The organism is Burkholderia sp. CpTa8-5 (assembly GCF_017815045.1).
Lineage (GTDB): Bacteria > Pseudomonadota > Gammaproteobacteria > Burkholderiales > Burkholderiaceae > Burkholderia > Burkholderia sola.
The window spans coordinates 43,856-67,443 of the sequence record NZ_JAGIQD010000011.1 but is presented as its reverse complement, the minus strand read 5'-3'; the positions used below and the strand labels follow the sequence as shown (position 1 = coordinate 67,443).

Below are 23,588 nucleotides of genomic sequence, written 5' to 3'. Positions count from 1 at the left end.
GGCGGGCACGAGGCGTCCGGCGTGCCGAACGGCACGGGCCGTGCGGATCGGGCGAGATGGAGTGCGTGAAGCGCGCAGTGGATTGCTGACGGCCGACGTGCTCGACGGCGGGTTGCGGCACGCGAAGGGTTGACGGGGTCGGCCGCGCGCGGCGAACGGGCCGCGCGCCGGCCCGATGCTAAAACGCGCCCGAAGGCGCGTGGAGAGAAACGTCAGGCCGCGCGTCTGAACAGCCGGATCACGAACAACAGGATCACCGCGCCGATGACCGCGACGATCACCGAGCCGATGAAGCCGCTGCCGATGCTGATGCCGAGCAGCCCGGCAAGCCAGCCGCCGATCACCGCGCCGACGATCCCGACGATGATGTCGACGATCAGCCCGAAGCCGCCGCCCTTCACGAGCAAGCCGGCGAGCCAGCCGGCGATCGCGCCGATGATGAGCCACATAATCAAGCCATGAGTCATGGTGGTCCTCTCCTTGGGTTGAGTCGAAATGACCGGGCACCGGCCGTTGCACGCCGCAAGCTGGTGGGTAGCGGCATGCGGCCGTCGCGCCGCCCACGCAATGTAACGCGATAGACGGGTCAGGATCGTTAAGTAATGTTATGCACCCTTAAGCAGATTTTCCAGGGGATTCGTCTGCTCAGCGCATGTTCCGTGCGCGCTGGACGCATGGCGAAATGAGTCTGTAAGGATTGGCTATCGCTGAAGTCGTGCGTCGGGCACGTCATCGCTCGAGCGTTGTCGCTGGCAACGTGGCCTCGGGGCAGGCCGTTTACTGCATCGGCGATCAGGCGTCCAGATGGTCACGGCATCGCGAATCGCGTCGATCGACAGCCGTACGAACCGGCGGGAAGCGCGGCGCATCGCGTCGCTGATGCGGGGCATCGTATGGCACCGATTGGGGTAGCGCGTGACGTATCCGACGTCCACCCTCATTCGGTATCCTGATGGATTGGCTTCGGACGATGCGTGTGGATGGAGCGGGAGATCGAGCGTGGCATCCATGTCGTCGGCGCGCGCGTCGTGCCGGCGGCTGGGCACGTGCCGGTCGGGACGCACGACAAAGGCGGTGCCGTTGCGTGGGCTGTCAAGGTCGGGCAAGTCGGTAGTCGTCGTCATGGCCGCCGCAGGCCGTGCGGCTACGCACGGCAAGGGGTGGTCGATACGATCGGCCGGCGGCCGTTGAGTGCGTGGAAATGTCGAGCGGATGTTGCGCAGATAACCGCCGCCGCGATGATTGGCGCCGGACAGCTTGCGTGAGCGATTGCCGAATCCGTACGCGAAGATCGTACACGGCGTGATCGGTCGTGCGCGCCGTCGAACGACTTCAGGATTTCGACGCCGGAAAAGAGAAAAGGTCTGACAAGCGATGCTTGTCAGACCTTTATGTCTTGGTGCCGGAGATAGGAGTCGAACCTACGACCTTCGCATTACGAATGCGCTGCTCTACCAACTGAGCTACACCGGCAGCAGAGAAATGAAATTATATGGTGAAATCCGCGATCTTGGCAATAGGTTTTGCGAAATTTTTTTCAGCTTGCTGCGGCTGCTTCGCGAAACCCTCGATCCGGCGGACTTTCCGCTTTCACTTCACCGCGACGCGACCCGTTGGGGCCACATCGCGAAGGCGCGATTGTACTGAGGTCTCGCACCTCCGTCCAGTGCTGCAGTGCAATTATTTTGCTTCGTCGTGATAGCCGGTCACGCGCTCGACTTCGTTCTTCGAACCGAGGAACACGGGCACGCGCTGGTGCAGGCCGGTCGGCTGCACTTCCATGATCCGCTGCGTGCCGGTCGTCGCGGCGCCGCCTGCCTGTTCGACGATGAACGACATCGGGTTCGCTTCGTACATCAGGCGCAGCTTGCCCGGACGATCGGGCGTGCGCTTGTCGGCCGGGTACATGAAGATGCCGCCGCGGTTCAGGATCCGGTGCACGTCGGCGACCATCGACGCGATCCAGCGCATGTTGAAGTTGTCGCCGCGCGGACCGTCCTTGCCGGCGTTCAGCTCATCGACGTAGCGCTTGACCGGGTCGTACCAGTGGCGTGCGTTCGATGCGTTGATCGCGTATTCGCGCGTGTCGGCCGGGATCTGCATGTTGCTCTGCGTGAGCACCCACGAGCCGACTTCGCGGTCGAGCGTGAAGCAGTTCACGCCGTTGCCGGTCGTCAGCACGAACACCGTCTGCGGGCCGTACACCGCATAGCCGGCCGCGACCTGCTCGGTGCCGGGCTGCAGGAACGATTCCTCGGTCGCCTGCTTGCCGTCCGGGCAGCGCAGCACCGAGAAGATCGTGCCGATCGACACGTTCACGTCGATGTTCGACGAGCCGTCGAGCGGATCGAATACGAGCAGGTATTCGCCGCGCGGGTAGTTCGCCGGGATCGGGAAGAACGTCTCCATTTCTTCCGACGCCATCGCGGCGAGGTTGCCGCCCCATTCGTTCGCGTCGAGCAGGATTTCGTTCGACAGGATGTCGAGCTTCTTCTGCACTTCGCCCTGGACGTTCTCGCTGCCGGCGGTGCCGAGCGCTTCGCCGAGCGCGCCCTTCGACACGTTGTAGCTGATCGCCTTGCACGCGCGAGCGACGACTTCGATCAACAGGCGCAGGTCGGCGGGGAGGTTGTTGGTCTCACGTTGCTGTTCGATCAGGAACTTCGACAGCGTGGTGCGGCGGGCAATGGACATGACAGACTCCGAAAGGCCAAAGAATCCTTGAATGGCCGCAATTTTACCCGTCGCGCCTCCGCTGCCGCCGGCTTTTTTCGTCCGGTTACATGGGAGGAGCGCCGAATCGGCCCGGTATCGGGCGGCGATGACGGGGCGGGGCATGCATCACCGCGGAGACAGGCCGAGCGGTCCGACCCCGTGCGCGCGGTTTCGGCCGCGCGCGTGCAATAAAAAAGCCGGCGCCGCGTGAGGCGGCGCCGGCTCGATCGCGCGGACGCGACGGGACGATCGCGCGACTTACGCGAGCGCCTTCTCGACGATCTCGCGCACGTCGCGCGATTTCGCGCCGGCGGCGACCTGTTCGAGCGCTTCGCGCATCCGGTCGCGCAGCGCCGGCGTGAAGCGGCGCCACAGTTCGAGCGAGCGCGCGAGGCGCGCCGCGACCTGCGGGTTGATCGCGTCGAGCGCGAGCACCTGTTCGGCCCAGAACGCGTAGCCCGAACCGTCTGCCGCGTGGAATTGCGCGGGGTTCGCCGCGCAGAAGCTGAAGATCAGCGAGCGCGCGCGGTTCGGGTTCTTCAGGTTGAACGCGGGGTGCGCGAGCAGCGTGCGCACCTTCGCGAGCGTCGGCTGCGCGGGCGTACCGCGTTGCGCAGCCTGCATCGCGAACCACTTGTCGATCACGAGCGCTTCCTTCTCGAAGCGACGGTAGAAGTCGTCGAGCGCATGCTCGGCCGGCCCGTTCGCGCCTGCGGCCGCCGCGGACAGCAGCGCGCCGAGCGCCGCCGCGCGATCGGTCATGTTGTTCGCCGCGTCGTACTGGGCCGTGGCGATGCGTACGGCATCGGCCGGATCGTCGAGTTCGGCGAGATACGCGAGCGCGAGGTTCTTCAGCGCGCGGCGGCCCGACGCTTCCGGCGTCGGCTCGTAGGCGCCGGGCGTCTGGTGCTGCTCGTACGCGGCGAGCCACTCGGCGCGCAGCGCGGTCGCGAGCTGGCGGCGCACGAACTGGCGCGCGCGATGCACGGCGGCCGGGTCGGCCTCGGCCATCTGATCGGCGAGGTAGGTTTCCGACGGCAGCGTCAGCGCGAGTTCGCGGAACGCCGGCGACAGGCTTTCGTCGGTCAGCACGCGGCGGAACGCGGCGACGAAGTTCTCGCCGAGCGCGAGCGGCGCGTCGGCGGCGGCACGGGCGGCGAGCGTCAGCAGCGCGCGCGTCGCGAGGCGCTGGCCGGCTTCCCAGCGGTTGAACGGATCGCTGTCGTGCGCGAGCAGGAACGCGAGATCGTCGTCGCTGTAGTCGTACTCGACGATCACCGGCGACGAGAAGTTGCGCAGCAGCGACGGCAGCGGCGCTTCCGGCACGTCGACGAACGTGAAGGTCTGCTCGGTGTCGGTGAACACGAGCACGCGCGTCGTGCCCGATGCGGCGGCTTCGCCGTCCAGACGCAGCGGCAGGTCGCGGCCGTCGCGGCCGATCAGGCCGATCGCGAACGGGATCAGCAGCGGCCCTTGCTGCGTTTCGCGCGCGGCCGGCGACGCGTCGCCGTAGCCTTGCGCGAGGGTGACCGTATAGCGGCGCGCGGCTGCGTCGTACGCGGTGCGCACCGACACGCGCGGCGTACCGGCCTGGCTGTACCAGCGCTCGAACTGCGCGAGGTCGCGCCCGTTAGCGTCGGCCATCGCGTGACGGAAGTCGTCGCAGGTCACCGCGTGGCCGTCGTGGCGCTTGAAGTAGAGATCCATCCCCTTGCGGAAGCCGTCGCGGCCGAACAGCGTCTGGTACATCCGCACGACTTCCGAGCCTTTCTCGTAGACGGTCATCGTGTAGAAGTTGTTGATCTCGACGTAGCTTTCCGGGCGTACCGGGTGCGCCATCGGGCCGGCGTCCTCGGCGAACTGCAACTGGCGCAGCACGCGCACGTCCTCGATGCGCTTGACCGCGCGGGCCGCCGATTCGACGTCGTCGCCTGCGGCCATGTCGGCCGAGAATTCCTGGTCGCGGAATACCGTCAGCCCTTCCTTCAGGCTCAGCTGGAACCAGTCGCGGCAGGTCACGCGGTTGCCGGTCCAGTTGTGGAAGTACTCGTGGCCGACCACCGACTCGATGTTCGCGAAATCGGTGTCGGTCGCGGTCTCGGGGTTCGCCAGCACGTACTTCGTGTTGAAGATGTTGAGTCCCTTGTTCTCCATCGCGCCCATATTGAAGTCGCCGACCGCGACGATCATGAAGCGGTCGAGATCGAGCTCGAGGCCGAAGCGTTTTTCGTCCCAGCGGATCGAATGGATCAGCGAATCCATCGCGTGACGCGTCTTGTCGAGATCGGCCGGTTCGACCCATACCTGCAGCAGCTTTTCCTTGCCGGAGCCGGTCGTGATCGTTTCCTCGATCGCGACGAGCTTGCCCGCGACCAGCGCGAACAGGTAGCTCGGCTTGCGGAACGGGTCTTCCCACTTCGCGAAGTGGCGGCCGTCGGGCAGGTCGCCCGAATCGACGAGGTTGCCGTTCGACAGCAGCACCGGGTACGCGGCCTTGTCGGCGCGCAGCGTGACCGTGTACGACGCCATTACGTCGGGGCGGTCGAGGAAGTAGGTGATGCGGCGAAAGCCCTCGGCCTCGCACTGCGTGAAGAAGTTGCCGCTCGACACGTAGAGGCCCGACAGCGTCGTATTCTGGTCGGGCGCGCACGCGCTTTCGAGCGTCAGCTCGAACGCGTCGGGCACGTTCTCGACCGTCAGGCCGTGTTCGTGCGCGCGCACCGCGCCGTGCGGCGCGCCATCCAGCCGCGCGCCGAGGAAGTCGAGCGCCTCGCCCATCAGCTCCAGGTGCGGGGTGGGCGCGGCATCCGGATTGCGGCGCACGCGCATCGTGTTCCTGACGATCGTGCGGGCCGGCGCGAGATCGAATTCGAGTGCGACGGAGTCGATGAGGAAGGCCGGCGGCGTGTAGTCGGCGCGGCGGATCACGGTGGAGGAGGCGTTGTCGGACATGGTCGTCGAGATCGGGTGGAGTGGGGGACGGGCCCGTCGCGCGGGCCAGGCGAACCGGGCCATTGTACAAAGGCTTGCGGCGGTGTGCCGGGCGAACTTTTTACCGCTTCCGGGAGTCCGCGTATTATCGGCATCCCGTTGTGCTTCGCGCGGTGCGACGAACGGGTGACGGATCGACGAGGATCAACATGAAACGCGAATGGATTTTTCGCGGTGCGGGCTGGGCGGCGGCGCTGTGCGTCGCGCTGCTGACGGGCTGCACCAGCTACGTGACCACCCGGGTCACGGCCTTCTCCGACTGGAGCGGCAGCGACGCGACCCGCACCTATGCGTTCACGCGCACGGACGCGCAGAAGAACAGCATCGAGCAGTCGACCTACGAGCCGATCGTCGCGAACGAGCTGTCCGCGTATGCGTTCCGGCAGGTGCCGCAGTCGCAGGCCCGCTATCTGGTCGGGCTGACCTATTCGGTCGGCAGCGATCTCGTGACGGTGCCGCAACCGGTCTACTATGATCCGTGGTTCATGGGGCCGGGGCCGTACTGGCGAGGCGGGCCGTGGAGTCCCTGGGGCCCGTGGGGTCCCTGGGGGCCGATGCCGGCCGGCTATGTCGCGCAGACGTACCAGGTGTTCGACTACATGCTCGGCATCCGCATCACCGAGCGCGCGACGGGCAAGGAGGTCTACAACGTGTCCGCGCGCACGACCGGCGACAACGGTACGCTGCTGTACGCGATGCCGTTCCTCGCGCGCAGCGCGCTCGCCGATTTCCCGTTGTCGAACGGGGCGGTCCGCACGGTCCGGCTGCCGGTCGACAAGCGCGGCGGGCCGGCGGCGCCGGCCGCCAACGAGCGCGCGGTGCCGGCGGCGCCCGCGTCGGGCGCCGCCGTCGCGAAGTAACGCGGCATTCCACCCTGGCGCGGCCGCCCGGCCGTGCCGTCAGTTTCCTTTCCGTCAGACTCCGACACCCAGCAGCGCCAGCGCGCCGAGCACGACGAACAGCACGGCCGCGATCCCGTGCACGAGCTTCGTCGGCAGACGGTGTGCGAAGCGGTCGCCGAGCAAGATCGCCGGCACGTTCGCGAGCATCATCCCGAACGTCGTGCCGGCCACGACGCCGATGTAATCCTGGAAGCGGGCGGCCAGCGCGACGGTCGCGATTTGCGTCTTGTCGCCCATCTCCGCGAGGAAGAACGCGACGAGCGTCGTGCCGAACACGCCGAGCCGCGAGCGCGTCGTATTGGCTTCGTTCTCGTCGAGCTTGTCCGGCACGAGAATCCACAGCCCCATCGCGATGAACGAGAACGCGAGCGCCCAGCGCATGATCGACGGCGTGACGAGCACGCCCAGCCATTCGCCGAGCGCGCCGGCAAAACCGTGGTTGACGAGCGTCGCGACGAGCACGCCGAGAATGATCGGCACCGGCTTGCGATAGCGCGCGGCCAGAACGAGGGAAAGCAGTTGGGTCTTGTCGCCGATTTCAGCGAGGGCGACGGCGCCGGTGGAGATCAGGAAGGCTTGAGACACGAATGGGGTTCCACGGGCCGTTGTTGTGCGTGCGAGCGACGATCCACCGCGCGCCGGGCCCTGATGCGGCGCGCAATGAACCATCGGTCTCGCCAGGCCAACGTGGCTGCGTCCGCCATGGCCGAACGGCCAAGTCTGTTGACGGACGCCTCCGTCACGATGCGCGCCGGGAGCGCGGGACATCGAGCGGAGCGGCTACTCCCCAATGAGCGGCGAATTCTAGCACGGTGCATCGCGCGCGGGAAAGCGGCCGGGGCCGCCGTGCGGCGCGCTGGAGCGGCTTCGATGTCCGGCGCATGCACGACGGCGAAGCTGCCGCGCATGCCGGAACGGGGCCTCGCGGGGCGTTACGCGGCGGCCGGGGGGCGCGCGGTGCCGCGTTGGTGCACGAGTGCGCCGGCCGCATAGGTACGGTACACCGCGCGGTCGTCGCCGAGCAGCGCGAACGCGAACAGCAGTTCCTCGAGCGAATCCGCGCGCTGCGTGCGGCGCGCGAGCAGCGGCGTCGCCCGCGGATCGAGCACGACGAAGTCGGCCTCGGTGCGCGGCTTGAGCGTGCCGACCGTGTCGGCGAGGTCGAGCGCCTGCGCGGCGCCGGCCGTCGCGAGCCAGAACATCCGCGTGGCGGTCAGGTGATGGCCCGACAGCCGCGCGACCTTGTGCGCCTCATTCATCGTCTGCAGCATCGAGAACGACGTGCCGCCGCCGACGTCGGTCGCGAGCGTGACCGGCACGTCGTATTCGCCGGCCTTGTCGAAATCGAACAGCCCGCTGCCGAGGAAGAAGTTCGACGTCGGACAGTGCGCGACGACGGTGCGCGTCTCGGCCATCCGGCGGCGATCCTCGTCGTCGAGATGAATGCAGTGGCCGTACACCGCGCGCGGCCGCAGCAGCCCGTAGCGGTCGTAGATGTCGAGATAGCTGCGGTGGCCCGGGAACAGCTCCGCCACCCATTTCACCTCGTCGACGTTTTCCGCGACGTGGCTTTGCACGAACACGTCCGGATGGCGGCGCGCGAGTTCGCCGCATGCCTCGAGCTGCGCCTCGGTCGACGTCGGCGCGAAGCGCGGCGTGAGCGCGTACATCTGGCGGCCGTTGCCGTGCCAGCGGCCGATCAGCTCGGCGCTGTCGTCATAGCCCGACTGCGCGGTGTCGCGCAGGAATTCGGGGCAGTTGCGGTCCATCAGCACCTTGCCCGCGATCATCCGCAGGTCGCGCGCGTCGCTCGCCGCGAACAGCGCATCGGCCGACTGCTTGTGCACCGTGCAGTAGACGAGCGCGCTCGTCGTGCCGCACGCGAGCAGTTCGTCGACGAAGAAGTCGGCGACTTCGCGCGCATGCTCGGGGTCGCCGAACTGGCGCTCGGTCGGGAACGTGTACTTGTCCAGCCACGGCAGCAGGCCGGGCGCCGGCGACGCGATCATGTCCGTCTGCGGATAGTGGATGTGCGTGTCGATGAAGCCGGGCACGATCAGCTTGTCGCGCAGATCGTGGACCACTGCATCGCGCGCGAGCGTCGCGGCGAGCGACGCATACGGGCCGGCCGTGACGACCTTGCCGTCGTCGACGATCAGGAGCCCGTCGGTCTCGTAGTTCGCGGCCTGGCTCGATTGCGCCGGGTCGCCGTTGAAGGTCAGCAGTTGGGAACGGAAAGCGGTTTGCGTCATGACGAAGGGTCCTGCATCAAGGTAAGGCGAACAGAAGAAAACGATCGGCGCCGCACGGGGCGGCACGGTGCTTCGCGAGCGGCGGCCGCACGTGATGTGCGGCACGGCCGCACGCGATGGCGCGGGCGAACGTGGCGGCCGAAGCCGCCCGCGAGTGGTTGCGGGCGCACCTCGCGGCCGTTGCGCGCACATCCGTTACGCCCGCATCCGGTACGACGGCGCACGGCACGGCAAGCCGCGACGGTCGGTGCGTGCGAGCGACGTCGTACCGCGCGATCGCGCCGCATGCACGCACGCCACCAGCCCGGTGCAAGGCCGAACAGGGAATCGCGAAGCGGATGCCGTTGCCGTGTTTCATCTGTCTAGCGTGCCTCGATGCGGGCCGTCACGCGGCCTGCCAGTACGCGTCGAGGCGCGCGTACAGTGCGTCGCGCTGCGCCGGTTCGATGAACGACGCCTCGAAGCCGTTGCGGATCACCGCATGGACTTTGGCATCCGTGAGTTGCAGCCCTTCGACCGTCGCGAAGTAGTTTTCGTTGACGTAGCCGCCGAAATAGGCCGGATCGTCGGAGTTGATCGTCACCGCCACGCCGCGGTCGAGCAGCGCCTTCAGCGTGTGCTTCGCCATGTCGTCGAACACGCACAGCTTCAGGTTCGACAGCGGGCACACGGTGAGCGCCGTGCGCGTTTTCGCGAGCCGCTCGACGAGCGCCGCATCCTCGATGCTGCGCACGCCGTGGTCGATCCGGTCGACCTTCAGCACGTCGAGCGCTTCGTAGATGTAGGCGGGCGGGCCTTCCTCGCCCGCGTGCGCGACGAGCTTCAGCCCGAGCGCGCGTGCCTTCTCGAACACCCGGGCGAACTTCGTCGGCGGATGGCCGAGCTCGGACGAATCGAGGCCCACGCCGATCAGCCGGTGGCGATAGCGCTCGAACAGCGGCAACGCGGATTCGAACGTCGCGAGCGCGTCCTCTTCGGACAGATGGCGCAGGAAGCACAGGATCAATTTGCTCGACAGCCCGCGGGGCTCGGCATCGGCGAGCGCGCGCTCGATGCCCGCGACGACCGTCTCGATCGGCACGCCGCGCTCGGTGTGCGTCTGCGGGTCGAAGAACAGTTCGGAGTGGACGACGTTGTCGGCGAGCGCGCGCTCGCAGTACGCGGCCGTCATGTCGTAGAAATCCTGCTCGGTGAGCAGCACGCTCGCGCCGGCGTAGTAGATGTCGAGGAACGACTGCAGGTCGGTGAACGCGTACGCGGCGCGCAGCGCGTCGATCGAGTCGTACGCGAGCTTCACGCCGTTGCGCTGCGCGAGCGCGAAAATCAGTTCGGGCTCGAGCGAGCCTTCGATATGAATGTGCAGCTCCGCTTTCGGCGCGCGGGCGATCTTGTTCTTGAATGTCGGGGTCATGGCGTCGTTTTTGGTCGGTCAGTAGGTAGGGGAAGCCTGTGCGGATGCATTCGCCTCGACGGCCTGCAGCAACTGCGCGGCCACCGAGATCGCGATCACTTCGGGCGCCTTGTCGATGATGCCTTCGACGCCGATCGGGCAGCGCATCCGCGCGACCTGGGCCGGGTCGATGCCGATCGCGGCGAGGCGATGATCGAACTGCGTGCGTTTCGTATGCGAGCCGGTCATCCCGAAGTACGCATAGTCGCCGCGTCGCAGGATGCGCTCGGCCAGCACGAAATCGAGTGCGTGGTCATGCGTCATCACGACGAAGTAGGACTGCGGCGGCGCCGCGTCGACCGCGTCCGCCGGGGAAGCGGCCGCGTCGATCGCGAGATTGCCGATGCCGGCGAGCGCGTCGGCCGGCGGGAACGCCGCATCGGGCCGGTCGATCCAGCGCACGTGGCACGGCAGCGTCGCCAGCACCTTCACGAGCGCGGTGCCGATATGCCCCGCGCCGAACAGCATGACGGGGAACGCATACGGCGCGATCGTTTCGGTCATCAGCGATACGCCGCCGGTTTCCCACAGCAGGCAGTCGGCGCGCGCGGCTTCCGATTCGGGCTCGCTCAACAGCGGCGCGCCCGGCGAGGGGCCGAATGATACGCTACGCACGGTCGCGGCGCCGGCCGCGACGCGCTTCGCGAGCGACATGATCCAGCCGAGGTCGCCGACGTCGAGCCGCTCGAACGCGAGCACCACGGCGCCGCCGCAGCACTGGCCGAGGCTCGGGCCGAGCGCGAGCCGCTCGAGCCGGCGCGCGTGCGGCACGTGCGCGCCGTCCTTCAGCAGGTGCCGCGCGATCTCGATCGCCTTCCATTCCAGATGACCGCCGCCGATCGTATGGCGGGCCGTGTCGCGCGTGACGAGCATCTTGGTGCCGGCCTCGCGCGGCGCGGAGCCGTCGGTATGCGCGACCGTCACGAGCACGGCCGCTTCGCCGTGCGCGAGCAGTTGCTGCAGATCGCCGAGCCAGGCTTCCATCAGCACGCTCCGTTCGGGACGACGCCGCACGACGCGCGGCGCGCTCTGGCGGGCGCGGCGGCAACGAGGGCGGACAGGAGCGGGGCTGGCCGGCTGCACGGCCGATGCCGTGCGGCGGCCGCGGACCGACGGCGTGCGCGACCGGCGCCGCCGGACGCGCGGACGCCATGAGGGTGACGGATGCGGATGGTTTGCGTTGTCATGATGAATCCAGTCGACATTGCGGATCGGGCGCGCGTTACGCAGGCAGCGGTGAGACCGCCTGGCCTCGCGCACGTAGATCGCCATCCAGCCCCGAAGATAGCACCGCCACGCGGCGGGAACATGGCCGGGCGGTGATCCGGGCTATCAGGCGGCGATCATGTCGATCATAGGCCCGCCGCGCGGAATCGGGGGACCGATGCATGTACATCGGGCCGAAACGCATGTGGGGCGGGGCGGGGGTGTGGCGATCGCGCGACGCGCGCCAGCCCGGAACGCCGGGCGGCGGCGGGATAGGTGTTTATACGCGGCGACCGGGCAAGGCCGGCGCAGGCCGCAGCCGGGTGACGACTCGCCGGCGGCGCGCGGCCCATTCGGTCGGGCCGCGCATGCGATGGGCCGGCACCGCGGCCGGTGGGTCAACCCGCGAGCTTGCGGCGATGGCGCCAGAGGCTCGCGACGACCGCAATCAGGATCGCGGCGAAGCCGATCAGCGCCCAGCCGGGCAGCAGGATGCCCAGGATCGGCGGGTAGACGGTCTCGCACAGCCCGGCGACCTTGAACATGCCGGGGAACCACTGCGCGGGCGGCAGGCTGTCGACGATCGGCTGCAGCGTGTCGAAGCCGCAACTGAAGCCCGGATTCATCTGGATCGACAGGTGCCGCGCGGCCGTGCCGACACCGCCGGCCGCGGCGATCGCGATCAGCAGTTCGAGCACCCAGACGCCGCGCCAGTTGCGGATCCCGGCAGCCAGGAACGCGAAGATCCCGATCGCGCAGAAGAAGTAGCGCTGGATGATGCACAGCGGGCACGGGTCTTCGTTCTTCACGTACTGCAGGTACAGCGCGCCGGCCAGCAGGGCGATGCACACCCATCCGAGCAGCATCAGCAGGCGGCGTTCGCGGCGGAGGGCAAGCGTGTAGTCGTTCATGTCGGCGGGATTCCTCGTCGGTCGGTCCGGAAAACAATCGCGCGATTTTAGCGCGAATGATCTGGCACGAAACTGACAGCGCGCGTGCGGCAACCTGCCGCACCGCGCGCGGGCCGCCGGCGATCGGCTCGCCATCGGCTTGCGATCGGCCGGCGCGGTCAGCGGATCGTGTTCAGTACGGCCTCGACCGATTGACCGATCGCAAGCAGCGCGTCGTCGCGATGCGGCGCCGCCGCGAGCATCAGGCCGACCGGCGCCGCGTCGCGCGGATGGCACGGCAGCGACAGCCCGCACGCGTCGAGGAAGTTGAACGCGCTCGGGTTGCGCAGGATCAGCGCGTTGGTGCGCGTGAACGCGTCGTCGTCGGTTTCGAGTTCGGCGATGCGCGGCGGCACGACCGGCACCGTCGGCGCGACGAGCGCATCGAAGCGCGACCAGACCGTGTGCGCGGCTTCGTCGAGCATCGCGGCGCGCGCGGCCAGCAGGTCGAGATAGTCGGCCGCGCTCGCGGGTTCGCCCTTCAGGATCCGCGTCAGCACGCGCGGGTCGTACTGGTCGCGATGCTTCGCGAGCAGCGGACGGTGCCACGCGTACGCCTCGATCGGCGAGAAGCCGAAACGGTTGATCTCCGGCAGCCGGTCGAGCGCGGGGAAGCGCACGTCGGTGACGATCGCTCCGGCCGCTTCGAGATGCTTGAGCGCGGTGTCGAGCGCGGCCGCGACGTCGGCATCGACGCCGTCCGTCACGTAGTTCGTCAGCACGCCGAGCCGCACGCCTTCGAGCGGCCGCGCGGCCGGTACGTGCGGCTCGAGCCCCGCGAGCATCCGGTCGACCAGCGCGCAGCACGCGACCGTCAGGCCGATCGGGCCGAACGAGTCGAGCGTCGTCGACAGCGGCACGCCGCCTTGCGTCGGGATCCGGCTCGCGGTGGGCTTGAAGCCCGTCAGCCCGCATAGTGCGGCCGGAATGCGGATCGAGCCGCCGGTGTCGGTGCCGAGCGCGACGGCGGCCATCCCGTCGGCGACCGACGCGGCCGCCCCCGACGACGAGCCGCCCGAAATCCGCGCATCGCCCGGTACGTCGCGGTGGTACGGCGAGCGCGGGTGGCCGAAGTGCGGATTCAGCCCGAGCCCGGAAAACGCGAACTCGCTCATGTTGGTGCGGCCGACCAGCACCGCGCCCGCGCGCTTGAGCCGCGCGACGGCGACCGCATCGGTGTGCGCGGCCGGCGCGCCGTCGAGCACCCGCGAACCCGCGCGCGTGACCTGGCCCGCGACGTCGAACAGGTCCTTGACCGACACCGGAATGCCCGCGAGCGGCGACAGCACCGTGCCCGCGGCGCGCAGCCGGTCGTGCGCGTCGGCGGCCGCGCGGGCGTTGTCGGCATCGACTTCGGTGAAGACGACGGCGCCCTGGCCCGACGGATCGGCGATCCGGTCGAGCGCGGTGTCGACGAGCACGCGGCTCGTGGTCCGGCCGGCGGCGAGGTCGGCGGCGAGCTGGGCGAGCGGGGGGAAGGGCGTGAAAGTGGTCATGGCGGCTCAGGGGCGAAGATGTTGAAGAAGCGTGGAGCGGAACGAATCGATATGGCTTTCGACGGCCGCGCGCGCACCGGCGGCGTCGCGCGCGGACAGCCGGTCGAACAGCGCGCGGTGCTCGTGCTGGACGTCGGCGAGATGGTGCGGTTCGGACAGCGTGACGAACCAGAAGCGCAGCGAGCGCTCGTGCAGCGCGCGCAGGATGTCGGCGAGGACCGCATTGCGCGCGGCCGCGGCGATCGTCTGATGAAACGCGCGGTCGAGCTCCATCATGCCCTCGACGTCGTGCATGTCGACGCAGGCCTGCCCGTCGTCGAGCAGCGTGGCCAGGCGCGCGAGATCGTCGGGGGTCGCATGGCGCGCGGCGAGTTCGGCGCAGTGCGCTTCGTTGACGCGCCGCACGTCGATCACCGCGACGATGTCGTCGAGCGACAGCGGCTGCACCATCAGGCCCTTGCGCGGCATCACGGACAGCAGCCCTTCGAGCACGAGCCGATGCACGGCCTGATGCACCGGCGTGCGGCCGATGCCCGTGCGTGCGACGAGGTCGGCTTCGTTCAGCGCGGCGCCCGGCTTCAGGCGCATCGTGATGATGTCGCGCTGGATCAGCGCGTACGCGCGGTCGGCGAGGCTGGCTGGCGACGCGGCGGCCCGGTCGAGGGTGAGGTCGGTCACGGTACTCATGCCGGTGGCGGCGCGGCGGCCGGGAGGGGCGCGATCATGGCGCGGAGGCTCCGGAAGCGTGGACGATCGCTGGATATTATTGTGATATATCAGTAGTGTCCAGTGCCGGCGAGGCCGGGCAATCGGTGCCGACGCGCGAACGGCGTCGTTCTGCGGCGTGCGTGGCCGCCGACTTGCAACAATATCGACAGGATGTTGCAGGTTTGCCGCGCGATCGTGCACTGAAGCATAATGAATCCTCGTCTATCCCTACGCGCGAGCGACGCATCAGACTATCGTCATGAGCGAAAACACGCCTTCCCCGGCCGGTCTGCCCGGCACCTCTTCCGCTTCTTCCGATTCCCCCCGTCCCGATCCGGCGAAAACGCCCGATGCGCCGGCCACGCAGGCCGCCGCGGAGCATGTCGCCGATGACGGCGCGTCGCCCGTCACGGCTGCATCCGAACCCGGTGCGCCCGGTGCGGCAGGCGCCGTCGGCGACGGCGCGGCCGCGCCCGCGCCGCTGAAGCCAGGCGCACCGCCGCCCGGATTCGGCGCGCCGCCCGATTTCGACACGCCGCGGCCGCCGCCCGCGAGCGCGCAGAATGCGCCGCCCGCCTATCTGAAGCAGAGCGACACGCCGTGGTCGGTGTTCGGCCGGATCGTCGCGGCGCGCGCGCGGCGGCTGTTCGACCGCGCCGGCCAGCGCATCACGCAGCGCACGCTGCGCATCGGCGTGTCGGCGCGGATCTTCCATCCGGAGCCGGGCGCGAAGGGGCTGCGCGGCAAGACGCTGCAGTATCTCGAGGAATCGATCGCCCACTGGGTGATGTCGCGCGACGTGCTCGTGTTCATGATTCCGACCGTCGGTCATCAAGGCATGATCCATCCGAGCAACATCCGCCTGCGCGATTACGCGAAGCATCTCGACGGCCTGCTGCTGCAAGGCGGCGCCGACGTGTCGCCGCAAACCTATGCGGCGTCGGATGCGCGTCCCGAATGGCCGGGCGATCGCGTGCGCGACATGTACGAGCTCGAACTGCTGCACGAATTCGTCGAGTCCGGCAAACCCGTGCTCGGCGTATGTCGCGGCTGCCAGCTGATCAACGTCGCGTTCGGCGGCTCGCTGTACCAGGACATCGCGACCGACGTGCCGACCGCGCACGCGCACGTGAGCGAGCATTACGACCAGCATCGTCACGCGATCCGCTTTCCCGATTCGTCGACGCTCGCGAGCATGTTCCCGGGGCGCAGCGAAGCGATCGTCAACTCGATTCACCACCAGGCGATCCGCGATCTCGGCCGCGATCTGAACATCGAGGCCGTGTCGGCCGGCGACGGGATCATCGAAGGCATTCGCCATCGCCGTTCGCCGTTCGTCGTCGGCGTGCAGTGGCATCCGGAGTTCCATCGCGCGGGCGGTTCCGAACTGCTCGACTGCACGCCGCTGCTCGACGCGTTTCTGCGCGCGGCGCGCGAAACGCGTCTGTAGCACGCCGTATTTTCCGTGCTGAACGAAGGCCGGCCGCATCCCGATTAATTCGAGATGCGGCCGTTTCGTTTTGCACGATAATCGCCAGTTCCGATTCGTTCGCCGGAGTCTGACGTTGGCTTTCCGAAATTTCCCCCCTGCACGATGCGCAACGTGGATCGTTGCGCTGGCTGCCTGCGCGCAAGCGGGCACGGCCTGGTCTACCGACGCGACCGCACCCGTCGCCGGTACGCGTCCGGCGGTCACGAGCCTGAGCGGCAGCGCGGCGCCGGCGCCGGCGGCGTCGGCCGCGACGGACGCCGCCGTGCAAGGCAACGTCGCCGAGCTGACGCAGATGCTGCACGACGGCCGGATCGTCGAGATGCGCACGACGTACAACGGCAGCTACGGTGCGAGCCTGATGTTCGATCCGCGCGAGATGACGTATTACGTCGCGCTGTTCCAGGACAAGAACCTGTGGCGCGTGATTCGTTCGCAGGAAAAGACGCGCGCGGAGATGGTGTACGCGAATTTCGTCCAGCAGACGGCGCAGCTCGCCGAGATCGAGATCCGCCGGACCGAGCTGCAGGCGCAGAAGGCATTTCTCGAACGCGTGATCGCGCTGCAGGCGAATCGTGCGCAGCAGTTGCAGGCCGATCTGAGCGTCGCGCGCAGCCAGCAGGCCGAAGTCGCGCAGCGGCAGAAATCGGCGCAGGAGCAGGCGCAGGCGCTGCAGGTCGAGAAGCGGGCGGCGCAGTTGCAGTTGCGCGATCTGCAGGAGCAGGTGCGGCAACTCGAGAAGCAGACCGAGACGGGGCTGCCCGTGCACAAGTAACGTGTCGTCGAGCGGACGAAACGAGACGAGCGAAAACCCGGCGAAGCGATCTTCGCCGGGTTTTTTATTGCGCGGGCGTCAATGCGCGAACGCGTCCGGCACGTCGGTCACGCGGCGGTGCGACAGGTGCGACGTCCAGTCGACGCCGGCCGGCGGGTGCGCCGGCCGGGCCGGCTGCGCGGCGCGCAGCGCGTTCGCCATGGCGATCAACGTGGCCGGATCGTCGAACGAGTCGCGTGTATCGCGCGTATCTGCCGTGCGCAGCGGCCGAGCGAGTCGATCGCGTGTGCCGGTGTTGGCCGCGTCGCGCTGGAACGGCGCACGCTGGAGCGGCTGATGTGCGGCGAGCCGCGGCACGACCGGCGTACGGGTCGGGGCGTTTGCCGTGCGCTGGCCGGTTGCCCGACGTGGCGAAGCAGGGGCGGCATGCCGCACGTCGGCCGTCGCTTGCGGGTGAAGCGTTGCGGGTCGAAGCGCGACGCGATGCTTGGCTGGCGGCGATTCGACCGTGTTCGCGACAGGCGTCGCCACCTTGTGCTGCGGCATCGCATGCGTCGACGTATCCGGTTGCGCCGCCGCGATACGTATCGTACCGGTCGATGTCGCGGCGTGATCGGGCGTACTGCCGGCCGCCTGGATCGCGTACGCGGGACCGGAACCCGCGGGCCGGTCGTACGTGCCGATCAGCCAGCCGATGATGCCGAGCGCGCCGATGCTCCAGCAGACGACGTACATCGCGCGCCGGTCGCGAGCGTGGCGCGCGGAATGGCGCAAGCGCCGGCCCGGGACAACTGTCGACGGGACAGGCAGCCCGGCCGAAGCCGGCAGCGACGCCGCCACGGATAGCGGCTGCCATCGGCACTCGCGGTGCGGTCGGTCGACATCGATGCAGGACGTCGTCAGCGTCGCGAGGCAGTTCCTGCCGGGCCCTGCGCCGGGTGCGCCGCGAAATCGCCATTCGCGGCCGAACGGCGGGACGTGGTCGAGCGGGGTGGCGCGAGGGCGGGCGAGCGCGCCTTCGACCGGGACGAGGGGCGATGGGATCATGGCAGGGGCGTCGTGCGACACGGGCATCCGTGCCGGCGCGGCGTGAAAATGTCGTCGCAAATCGTGACATTGTGGTCAGCCGGCGAAGGTCGGTCGATCAGATCGATCTGATTCTTGTGTCCGCTTCGGGGCGACTTGTACGAGGCGGACATCGCGACGTCGGTGACAGGGGCGCTACAAGGCAAATGTCGGGTTGCCGTGGCATGATTCGCGGATCATGCCGGCGGCGCGCCGTTACGCGCCGTGCCGCCGGCGGGCAGCGATGCCCGTGCGCGTCGGCCCGACCCGGCGCGGCGCGCGTCGCCGGATCCATGCGGCGCGGTATTCGCGCCATCCGAGCTGAGCGAGAAACCATGTCCACAGCGTCGCCTGCCATCGCGCAGGAATCGAAAGTCCGCACCGTCTTCCGGGTCGTCAGCGGCAACTTCCTGGAAATGTACGACTTCATGGTCTACGGGTATTACGCGTCGGCCATCGCGAAAACGTACTTTCCGAGCGGCAACGCGTTCGCGTCGCTGATGCTGTCGCTGTCGGTATTCGGCGCGGGCTTCCTGATGCGACCGGTCGGCGCGATCGTGCTCGGCGCGTATATCGACCATCACGGCCGCCGCAAGGGGCTGATCCTGACGCTCGGGCTGATGGCGATCGGCACGCTCGCGGTGGCCGCGATACCGGGCTATGCGACGATCGGCGTGCTCGCGCCGGTGCTCGTGCTGCTCGGCCGGTTGTTGCAGGGCTTCTCGGCGGGCGTCGAACTCGGCGGCGTGTCGGTCTACCTGTCGGAGATCGCGACGAAGGGCCACAAGGGGTTCTATACGTCGTGGCAGTCGGGCAGCCAGCAGGTGGCCGTCGTGTTCGCCGCGTTCGTCGGCGTCGTGCTGAACCGCGCGCTGCCGGTCGAGGAAATGACCGCGTGGGGCTGGCGCATTCCGTTCCTGATCGGCTGCCTGATCGTGCCGTTCCTGTTCCTGATCCGCCGTTCGCTGAAGGAGACCGACGAATTCCTCGCGAAGCGCCACCGCCCGACGATGGGCGAGATCATGCGCTCGATGCTCGACAACTGGGGTGTCGTGGTGGCAGGCATGGGGATGGTGATCATGACGACGGTGTCGTTCTACATGATTACCGCGTACACGCCGACGTTCGGCAAGGAAGTGCTGCATCTGTCGTCGCTCGATGCACTCGTCGTGACCGTCTGCGTCGGGATCTCGAATCTCGTGTGGCTGCCGCTGTCCGGTGCGCTGTCCGACCGTATCGGCCGCCGCCCGGTGCTGATCGCGTTCACCGTGCTGACGCTGCTGTCGGCTTACCCGGCCGTGCGCTGGCTCGTCGGCGATCCGTCGTTCCTGCGGCTGCTCGCGGTCGAGCTGTGGCTGTCGTTCCTGTACGCGTCGTACAACGGGGCGATGGTCGTCGCGCTCACCGAAGTGATGCCGGCCGACGTGCGGACGGCCGGTTTCTCGCTCGCGTACAGCCTGGCCACGACGATCGGCGGCTTCACGCCGGCGATCTCGACGCTGCTGATCCACCAGACCGGCAACAAGGCGGCGCCGGGGCTGTGGCTGAGTGTGGCCGCGATCTGCGGCTTGATCGCGACGCTCGTGCTGTACCGCACGTCCGACGCGCGCAACCAGTACAAGTCGGCCTGACGGCGGCCGGCATAGCGCGCGACGTCGGCCGCGGATCACCTTGAACAAGGGAGCGCAATGCGCTCCCTTGTTCGTTTGCGGTCATGCTTCGCGCAGCATGTCGGCCACCGTGGCCGCCACGTCGGGCCACGCGCCCGGCGCAGGCTGGCGCGCGATGCTGGCGCGCGCATACCACGGACAGTCGTCGCCGGTGAACCAGCGCCAGTCGGGAGCGAACGGCAGCATGACCCACAGCGGCTTGCCGAGCGCGCCCGCGAGGTGCGCGACCGCCGTGTCGATCGTGACGACGCCGTCGAGGCGCTCGACCAGCGCGGCCGTATCGGCAAAGTCGTTCAGCCGGCCGTCGAGACGATGCACGCGCGGATGCGCGTCGACGCGCGCGCGTTCGTCGTCGTCGAGCGCGGGCTGCAGCACGATCCAGTCGATGTCCGGCAGCGCGAGCAGCGGCGCGAGCGCATCGAACGGCATCGAGCGGTTTTCCTGCGCCTGTCGGCGCCCCGACCACGCGAGGCCGAACTTGCGCTTCGACTGCCCGCCGAGCGAGCCGCGAAAGCGCCGCCGGGCGCCGTCGGGTGCATCGAGGTAGCGCGAGCCGACGATGTCTTCCGGCTGAAGCCCGAGCAGGAACGGCAGGCTCATCAGCGTGCAGGCGACGTCCGCGGCCGGCGGCTTCGCGGCGCCTTGCGGGACGAGCGTCACGCGCCAGCGCGCGGCGGCCGGCGTCAGCAGCGCGACGAGTTCCGGCTGGACTTCGAGCACGACGCGCGCGCAGCGTGCGCGCACCTGCGGCACGAAGCGGACGAACTGCAGCGTGTCGCCGAACCCCTGTTCCGCGCGGATCAGCAGCGTGCGCGACGTAATCGGCTCGCCTTGCCAGCGCGGCAGCGCGCCGAGCGGCGTCGCGCCGGGCGTCTCGTGACGCGCTTCGTACGCGGGCAGGCCGCGCGTGAAGTCGCGCAGCGTCAGCAGCGTGACCGCGCGATGCAGCCGCGCGAGCGTGAGATCGGGCGCGACGCGCAGCGCCTGGTCGAATGCGCGCAGCGCCATCTCGTGCGCGCCGAGCGCGTGATGTGCGTTGCCGAGATTCAGCCACGCGAGCCCGAACGACGGATCGAGCCCGACGGCGCGCTCGTAGTAGGGCAGCGCGTCGCGGTGGCGCGCCTGCGCGCAGAGTGCGTTCGCGAGCCCGAACAGCGCGAGCGGAAACGGCGGGTGCAGTGCGAGCGCGGCTTCGAACGCCGCGGCCGCCTCGGCATGCCGGCCGACCGCATCGAACGTGTTGCCGAGATTGAAATGCGCGGCGACGAACCGCGGCTGCGCGGCGATCGCAGCCTGGAAGTGCGCGATCGCATCGTCGGCGCGACCCATCGCGCTCAGCGCCATCGCGAGGTTGTTGTGCGCGCCCGCATGGCCGGGCCGTAGCTCGAGCGCGCGACCGAACGCGGCGAGCGCGTCGTCGTGGCGGCCGAGCGCGTTCAGCGCGTTGCCGAGATTGTTGTGGATCGATGCGTCGTCGGGCGTGAGCCGCAGCGCACGGCCGAACGCGTCGATCGCATCGTCGTGACGCTGCAGCGCCGCATACGCGTTGCCGAGGTTGTAGTGCGCGAGCGGGAATTCGGGCGCGAGCGTCAGCGCGTTGCGGAAGCGGTCGATCGCTTCGTCGAGCCGGCCCAGCGCTTTCAGCGCGTTGCCGAGATTGAGCTGCAGCGCGGCATCGTCCGGACGCAGCGCGACGGCGCGGCCGACGAGGTCGGCTGCCTCGGCATGCTGGCCCTGCTGGTGCCGCAGCACGCCGAACAGGTGCAGCGCGTCGGCGTTGGCGGGGTTGGAGGCGAGTGCGTGGCGATAGCCGTGCTCGGCCTCGGCGAGGCGGCCCGCGCGATGTGCGGCGTACGCCCGGTCGAATGCGGAATCCATGACGCGAAAAGGGGCGGAAAGCGCGTATTTTCCCACACCGCGCGGCGAGGCCGCGCATCGGCCGGTCGGCATATGGCCCCGTCACGCGGAGCGGCGTAGACTGGCAGGGTCGCGTGTCATCGAGGTCTCCATGGCTGACACACTATCCGATATCCCGCCCGTGCTGATCGTCGGCGCGGGGCCGACCGGCCTTGCCGCGGCGATGAGCCTCGCGCGGACTCGCGTGCCGGTGCGCATCATCGATCGTCTCGCCGCACCGGCGCCGTTTTCGCGTGCGATCGGCATCCAGGCGCGCACGCTCGAACTGCTGGAGCAGCATCGCGCGGTCGAACCGTTTCTCGCGCTCGGCCATCGCGCGCATGCGGCCGAGCTGCATGCCGACGGCCGCGTGATCGCGCGACTCGATTTCGATCCGCTGCAAACGCGCTATCCGTATCTGATGTTTCTCGACCAGAGCGTCACCGAGCGGCTGCTCGCCGAGCACCTGGCCGGAATGGGCGTGACCGTCGAACGCGGTACGGCGCTGGCCGCGTGCGACACGGGCGCTACGTCGCTCGACGTGACGCTGCGCCGCGCCGACGGCCGCGACGAGTCGTTCGCGCCGTCGTACCTGATCGCCGCCGACGGCGCGCACAGCACGGTCAGGCACCTGCTCGGCCTGGGCTTTACCGGACATGCGTTCGAACAGACTTTCCTGCTGGCCGATTTCGCGGCGATACCCGACTGGTCCGACGAGGAGATCCACCTGTTCACGACGCCCGCGGGCATCGCGGGCCTGTTTCCGATGGGCGGCGGCCGTTACCGGCTCGTCGCCGACCGGCCGCCCGGCAGCGGCGCGTCGCCCGACTCGACGCCGTCGCTCGACGAATGCGACGCGATCATCCGCGCGCGCGTCGGCGCATCGATCTCGCCAAGCGATCTCGCGTGGTCGTCGTATTTCCATCTCCACAGCCGGATGGTCGACCGGCTGCGTCACGGCCGCGTGTTTTTCGCGGGCGACGCCGCGCACGTTCACAGCCCGGCCGGCGCGCAGGGCATGAACACAGGCATCCAGGAGGCGTTCAACCTCGGCTGGAAGCTCGCGCGCGTGCTGCGCGCCGGTGCGCCCGAGCGGTTGCTCGACACGTATCACGCGGAGCGCCATCCGATCGAGCGCGACGTGTTGCGGCAGACCGGTTTCGTCACGCAGGTGGTCGAAGCCGAGCGCGGCGCGATGAAGCTGCTGCGCGATCACGTCGTGCCGCTGCTGGCATCGTTCGGGCCGATGCGCGACGCGCTCAGGCGCACGGTCAGCGAGCTCGGCGTGCAGTACCGGAAGAGTCCGCTCACGCTCGAGCGTGTGCTCGACGGCGGTCCGCGCGCGGGCGAGCGCGCACCCGACGCGCTCGTGCACGTGCTCGACGGGCCGCTCGGTCGCGCGCCCGGCACGGCGCGGCTATACGATCTTCACGATCCGGCGAGTTTCACGCTGTTGCTGCTGGAAGAGCCGGCGAATACCGACGCCGGCGAGGTGCCGCCGATCCCGGCCGATGCGCAGGCGCTCGTGCAGGGGCTCGAACGGATCATGCCGGAAGCGGTGCGCGTGTGGCGCGTCGCCGATGCCGAAGGCGACGGCGCCGCGGGGCTCGCGCAGGAATACGGCCGCTCGCGGCCGTCGTTCTATCTGCTGCGGCCGGACGGCTATGTCGCCGCGCGCGGGCGCACGGCGACCGACGCGAACGCGCTGCTGCGCCACTGCGAAAGCTGGTTCGCGGGCATGTCGGTATCCGCGTAGCCGCGCGCTCAGGCGGGCGCCGCGGCAGGGACGAGCGACGCGCGATGCGCGGCGATCGCATCGCGCACGATCGGCGCCGCGCGCTGTCCGGCTTCACTCGACGGATCGTCGAGCGCGGCGAGCAATGCGCGACGCATCCGCGGCTCCCAGAAGCGCCGGATATGCTCGGCGATGCCGGCCAGCGCTTCGTCGCGATCGGGCATCGATTCGAAGAACGCGCCGATCTGGTTGGCCATGTCGATCAGGTGGTCGTGGTCCATGGTTGCC

Annotated in this window: 20 protein-coding genes, 1 tRNA gene, 1 pseudogene and 1 riboswitch; of the genes and pseudogenes, 7 read left to right on the top strand and 15 right to left on the bottom strand. The window is 69.0% G+C overall.

Going from position 1 to position 23,588, the window contains the following annotated elements; genetic code table 11:
• Positions 1-34: 34 nt before the first annotated feature.
• Positions 35-133 (top strand): annotated as a pseudogene (locus tag J8I35_RS34635) (TlpA family protein disulfide reductase); the annotation flags it as partial.
• A gap of 79 nt (positions 134-212) precedes the next feature.
• Here the strand turns inward: J8I35_RS34635 and J8I35_RS18425 are convergent.
• Positions 213-467 (bottom strand): GlsB/YeaQ/YmgE family stress response membrane protein, encoded by a 255-nt coding sequence (locus J8I35_RS18425; RefSeq protein ID WP_006476609.1) that lies wholly within the window; start codon positions 465-467, stop codon positions 213-215.
• 513 nt (positions 468-980) lie between these two features.
• On the opposite strand from J8I35_RS18425, the gene J8I35_RS18420 reads away from it, so the two are divergent.
• Positions 981-1,265 (top strand): hypothetical protein, encoded by a 285-nt coding sequence (locus tag J8I35_RS18420; RefSeq protein WP_209926477.1) that lies wholly within the window; start codon positions 981-983, stop codon positions 1,263-1,265.
• 132 nt (positions 1,266-1,397) lie between these two features.
• On the opposite strand, the gene J8I35_RS18415 is transcribed toward J8I35_RS18420, so the two are convergent.
• The 3 genes from J8I35_RS18415 to pepN all read right to left on the bottom strand — a co-directional run bounded on the left by J8I35_RS18415 (position 1,398) and on the right by pepN (position 5,667).
• Positions 1,398-1,473, bottom strand: a tRNA-Thr gene (locus J8I35_RS18415).
• Positions 1,474-1,680: 207 nt separating this feature from the next.
• A complete protein-coding gene (locus J8I35_RS18410; protein ID WP_050011574.1) occupies positions 1,681-2,694 on the bottom strand; it encodes a class 1 fructose-bisphosphatase in 1,014 nt (337 codons plus the stop codon).
• Between the two features lie 279 nt (positions 2,695-2,973).
• Entirely contained in the window at positions 2,974-5,667 is a 2,694-nt protein-coding gene (pepN, locus tag J8I35_RS18405) for an aminopeptidase N (protein ID WP_209926476.1), read from the bottom strand.
• A gap of 188 nt (positions 5,668-5,855) precedes the next feature.
• On the opposite strand from pepN, the gene J8I35_RS18400 reads away from it, so the two are divergent.
• Positions 5,856-6,566: a DUF4136 domain-containing protein gene (locus J8I35_RS18400; RefSeq protein WP_050011572.1), complete on the top strand. Its 711-nt coding sequence runs from the start codon at positions 5,856-5,858 to the stop codon at positions 6,564-6,566.
• Positions 6,567-6,620: 54 nt separating this feature from the next.
• On the opposite strand, the gene J8I35_RS18395 is transcribed toward J8I35_RS18400, so the two are convergent.
• From J8I35_RS18395 to J8I35_RS18360, 8 genes are all read right to left on the bottom strand, one after another.
• Complete coding sequence (locus J8I35_RS18395) at positions 6,621-7,193, bottom strand: TMEM165/GDT1 family protein (RefSeq protein ID WP_089488251.1); 573 nt, start codon at positions 7,191-7,193, stop codon at positions 6,621-6,623.
• Between the two features lie 78 nt (positions 7,194-7,271).
• Positions 7,272-7,409: riboswitch (yybP-ykoY riboswitch) on the bottom strand.
• Between the two features lie 131 nt (positions 7,410-7,540).
• The gene (guaD, locus tag J8I35_RS18390; protein WP_209926475.1) at positions 7,541-8,860 is read right to left on the bottom strand and encodes a guanine deaminase; all 1,320 of its coding nucleotides are present in this window, start codon (positions 8,858-8,860) and stop codon (positions 7,541-7,543) included.
• Between the two features lie 16 nt (positions 8,861-8,876).
• On the bottom strand, positions 8,877-9,218 hold the full coding sequence (locus tag J8I35_RS18385) for a hypothetical protein (RefSeq protein WP_245170322.1): 342 nt from the start codon (positions 9,216-9,218) through the stop codon (positions 8,877-8,879).
• Positions 9,219-9,245: 27 nt separating this feature from the next.
• Entirely contained in the window at positions 9,246-10,271 is a 1,026-nt protein-coding gene (locus J8I35_RS18380; RefSeq protein WP_209926474.1) for an adenosine deaminase, read from the bottom strand.
• Positions 10,272-10,289: 18 nt separating this feature from the next.
• Positions 10,290-11,294, bottom strand: a complete 1,005-nt coding sequence (gene xdhC / locus J8I35_RS18375) for a xanthine dehydrogenase accessory protein XdhC (RefSeq protein ID WP_050011566.1) — start codon at positions 11,292-11,294, stop codon at positions 10,290-10,292.
• A 620-nt stretch (positions 11,295-11,914) separates the two neighbouring features.
• On the bottom strand, positions 11,915-12,427 hold the full coding sequence (locus tag J8I35_RS18370; protein WP_050011565.1) for a disulfide bond formation protein B: 513 nt from the start codon (positions 12,425-12,427) through the stop codon (positions 11,915-11,917).
• A 158-nt stretch (positions 12,428-12,585) separates the two neighbouring features.
• Positions 12,586-13,962 (bottom strand): amidase, encoded by a 1,377-nt coding sequence (locus tag J8I35_RS18365; RefSeq protein ID WP_050011564.1) that lies wholly within the window; start codon positions 13,960-13,962, stop codon positions 12,586-12,588.
• 6 nt (positions 13,963-13,968) lie between these two features.
• Positions 13,969-14,649, bottom strand: a complete 681-nt coding sequence (locus tag J8I35_RS18360; protein WP_209926473.1) for a GntR family transcriptional regulator — start codon at positions 14,647-14,649, stop codon at positions 13,969-13,971.
• Between the two features lie 280 nt (positions 14,650-14,929).
• Here J8I35_RS18360 and J8I35_RS18355 point away from each other — a divergent pair, with 280 nt between their 5' ends.
• Together J8I35_RS18355 and J8I35_RS18350 are read left to right on the top strand one after the other, a co-directional pair.
• Positions 14,930-16,120: a type 1 glutamine amidotransferase gene (locus tag J8I35_RS18355; protein WP_050011561.1), complete on the top strand. Its 1,191-nt coding sequence runs from the start codon at positions 14,930-14,932 to the stop codon at positions 16,118-16,120.
• A gap of 115 nt (positions 16,121-16,235) precedes the next feature.
• On the top strand, positions 16,236-16,934 hold the full coding sequence (locus J8I35_RS18350; protein WP_209926472.1) for a DUF2968 domain-containing protein: 699 nt from the start codon (positions 16,236-16,238) through the stop codon (positions 16,932-16,934).
• Between the two features lie 78 nt (positions 16,935-17,012).
• On the opposite strand, the gene J8I35_RS18345 is transcribed toward J8I35_RS18350, so the two are convergent.
• Positions 17,013-17,981 (bottom strand): hypothetical protein, encoded by a 969-nt coding sequence (locus J8I35_RS18345; protein WP_209926471.1) that lies wholly within the window; start codon positions 17,979-17,981, stop codon positions 17,013-17,015.
• Between the two features lie 353 nt (positions 17,982-18,334).
• On the opposite strand from J8I35_RS18345, the gene J8I35_RS18340 reads away from it, so the two are divergent.
• The gene (locus J8I35_RS18340; RefSeq protein WP_050011558.1) at positions 18,335-19,630 is read left to right on the top strand and encodes an MFS transporter; all 1,296 of its coding nucleotides are present in this window, start codon (positions 18,335-18,337) and stop codon (positions 19,628-19,630) included.
• Between the two features lie 81 nt (positions 19,631-19,711).
• On the opposite strand, the gene J8I35_RS18335 is transcribed toward J8I35_RS18340, so the two are convergent.
• Positions 19,712-21,619: a tetratricopeptide repeat protein gene (locus J8I35_RS18335; protein WP_050011557.1), complete on the bottom strand. Its 1,908-nt coding sequence runs from the start codon at positions 21,617-21,619 to the stop codon at positions 19,712-19,714.
• Positions 21,620-21,677: 58 nt separating this feature from the next.
• Here J8I35_RS18335 and J8I35_RS18330 point away from each other — a divergent pair, with 58 nt between their 5' ends.
• Positions 21,678-23,321 carry an FAD-dependent monooxygenase gene (locus J8I35_RS18330; RefSeq protein ID WP_209926470.1) on the top strand — a complete coding sequence of 548 codons (1,644 nt, stop codon included), beginning with the start codon at positions 21,678-21,680 and terminating at the stop codon, positions 23,319-23,321.
• Between the two features lie 8 nt (positions 23,322-23,329).
• Here J8I35_RS18330 and J8I35_RS18325 read toward each other — a convergent pair whose 3' ends face one another.
• Complete coding sequence (locus tag J8I35_RS18325; protein WP_050011555.1) at positions 23,330-23,581, bottom strand: formate dehydrogenase subunit delta; 252 nt, start codon at positions 23,579-23,581, stop codon at positions 23,330-23,332.
• Positions 23,582-23,588: the final 7 nt, after the last annotated feature.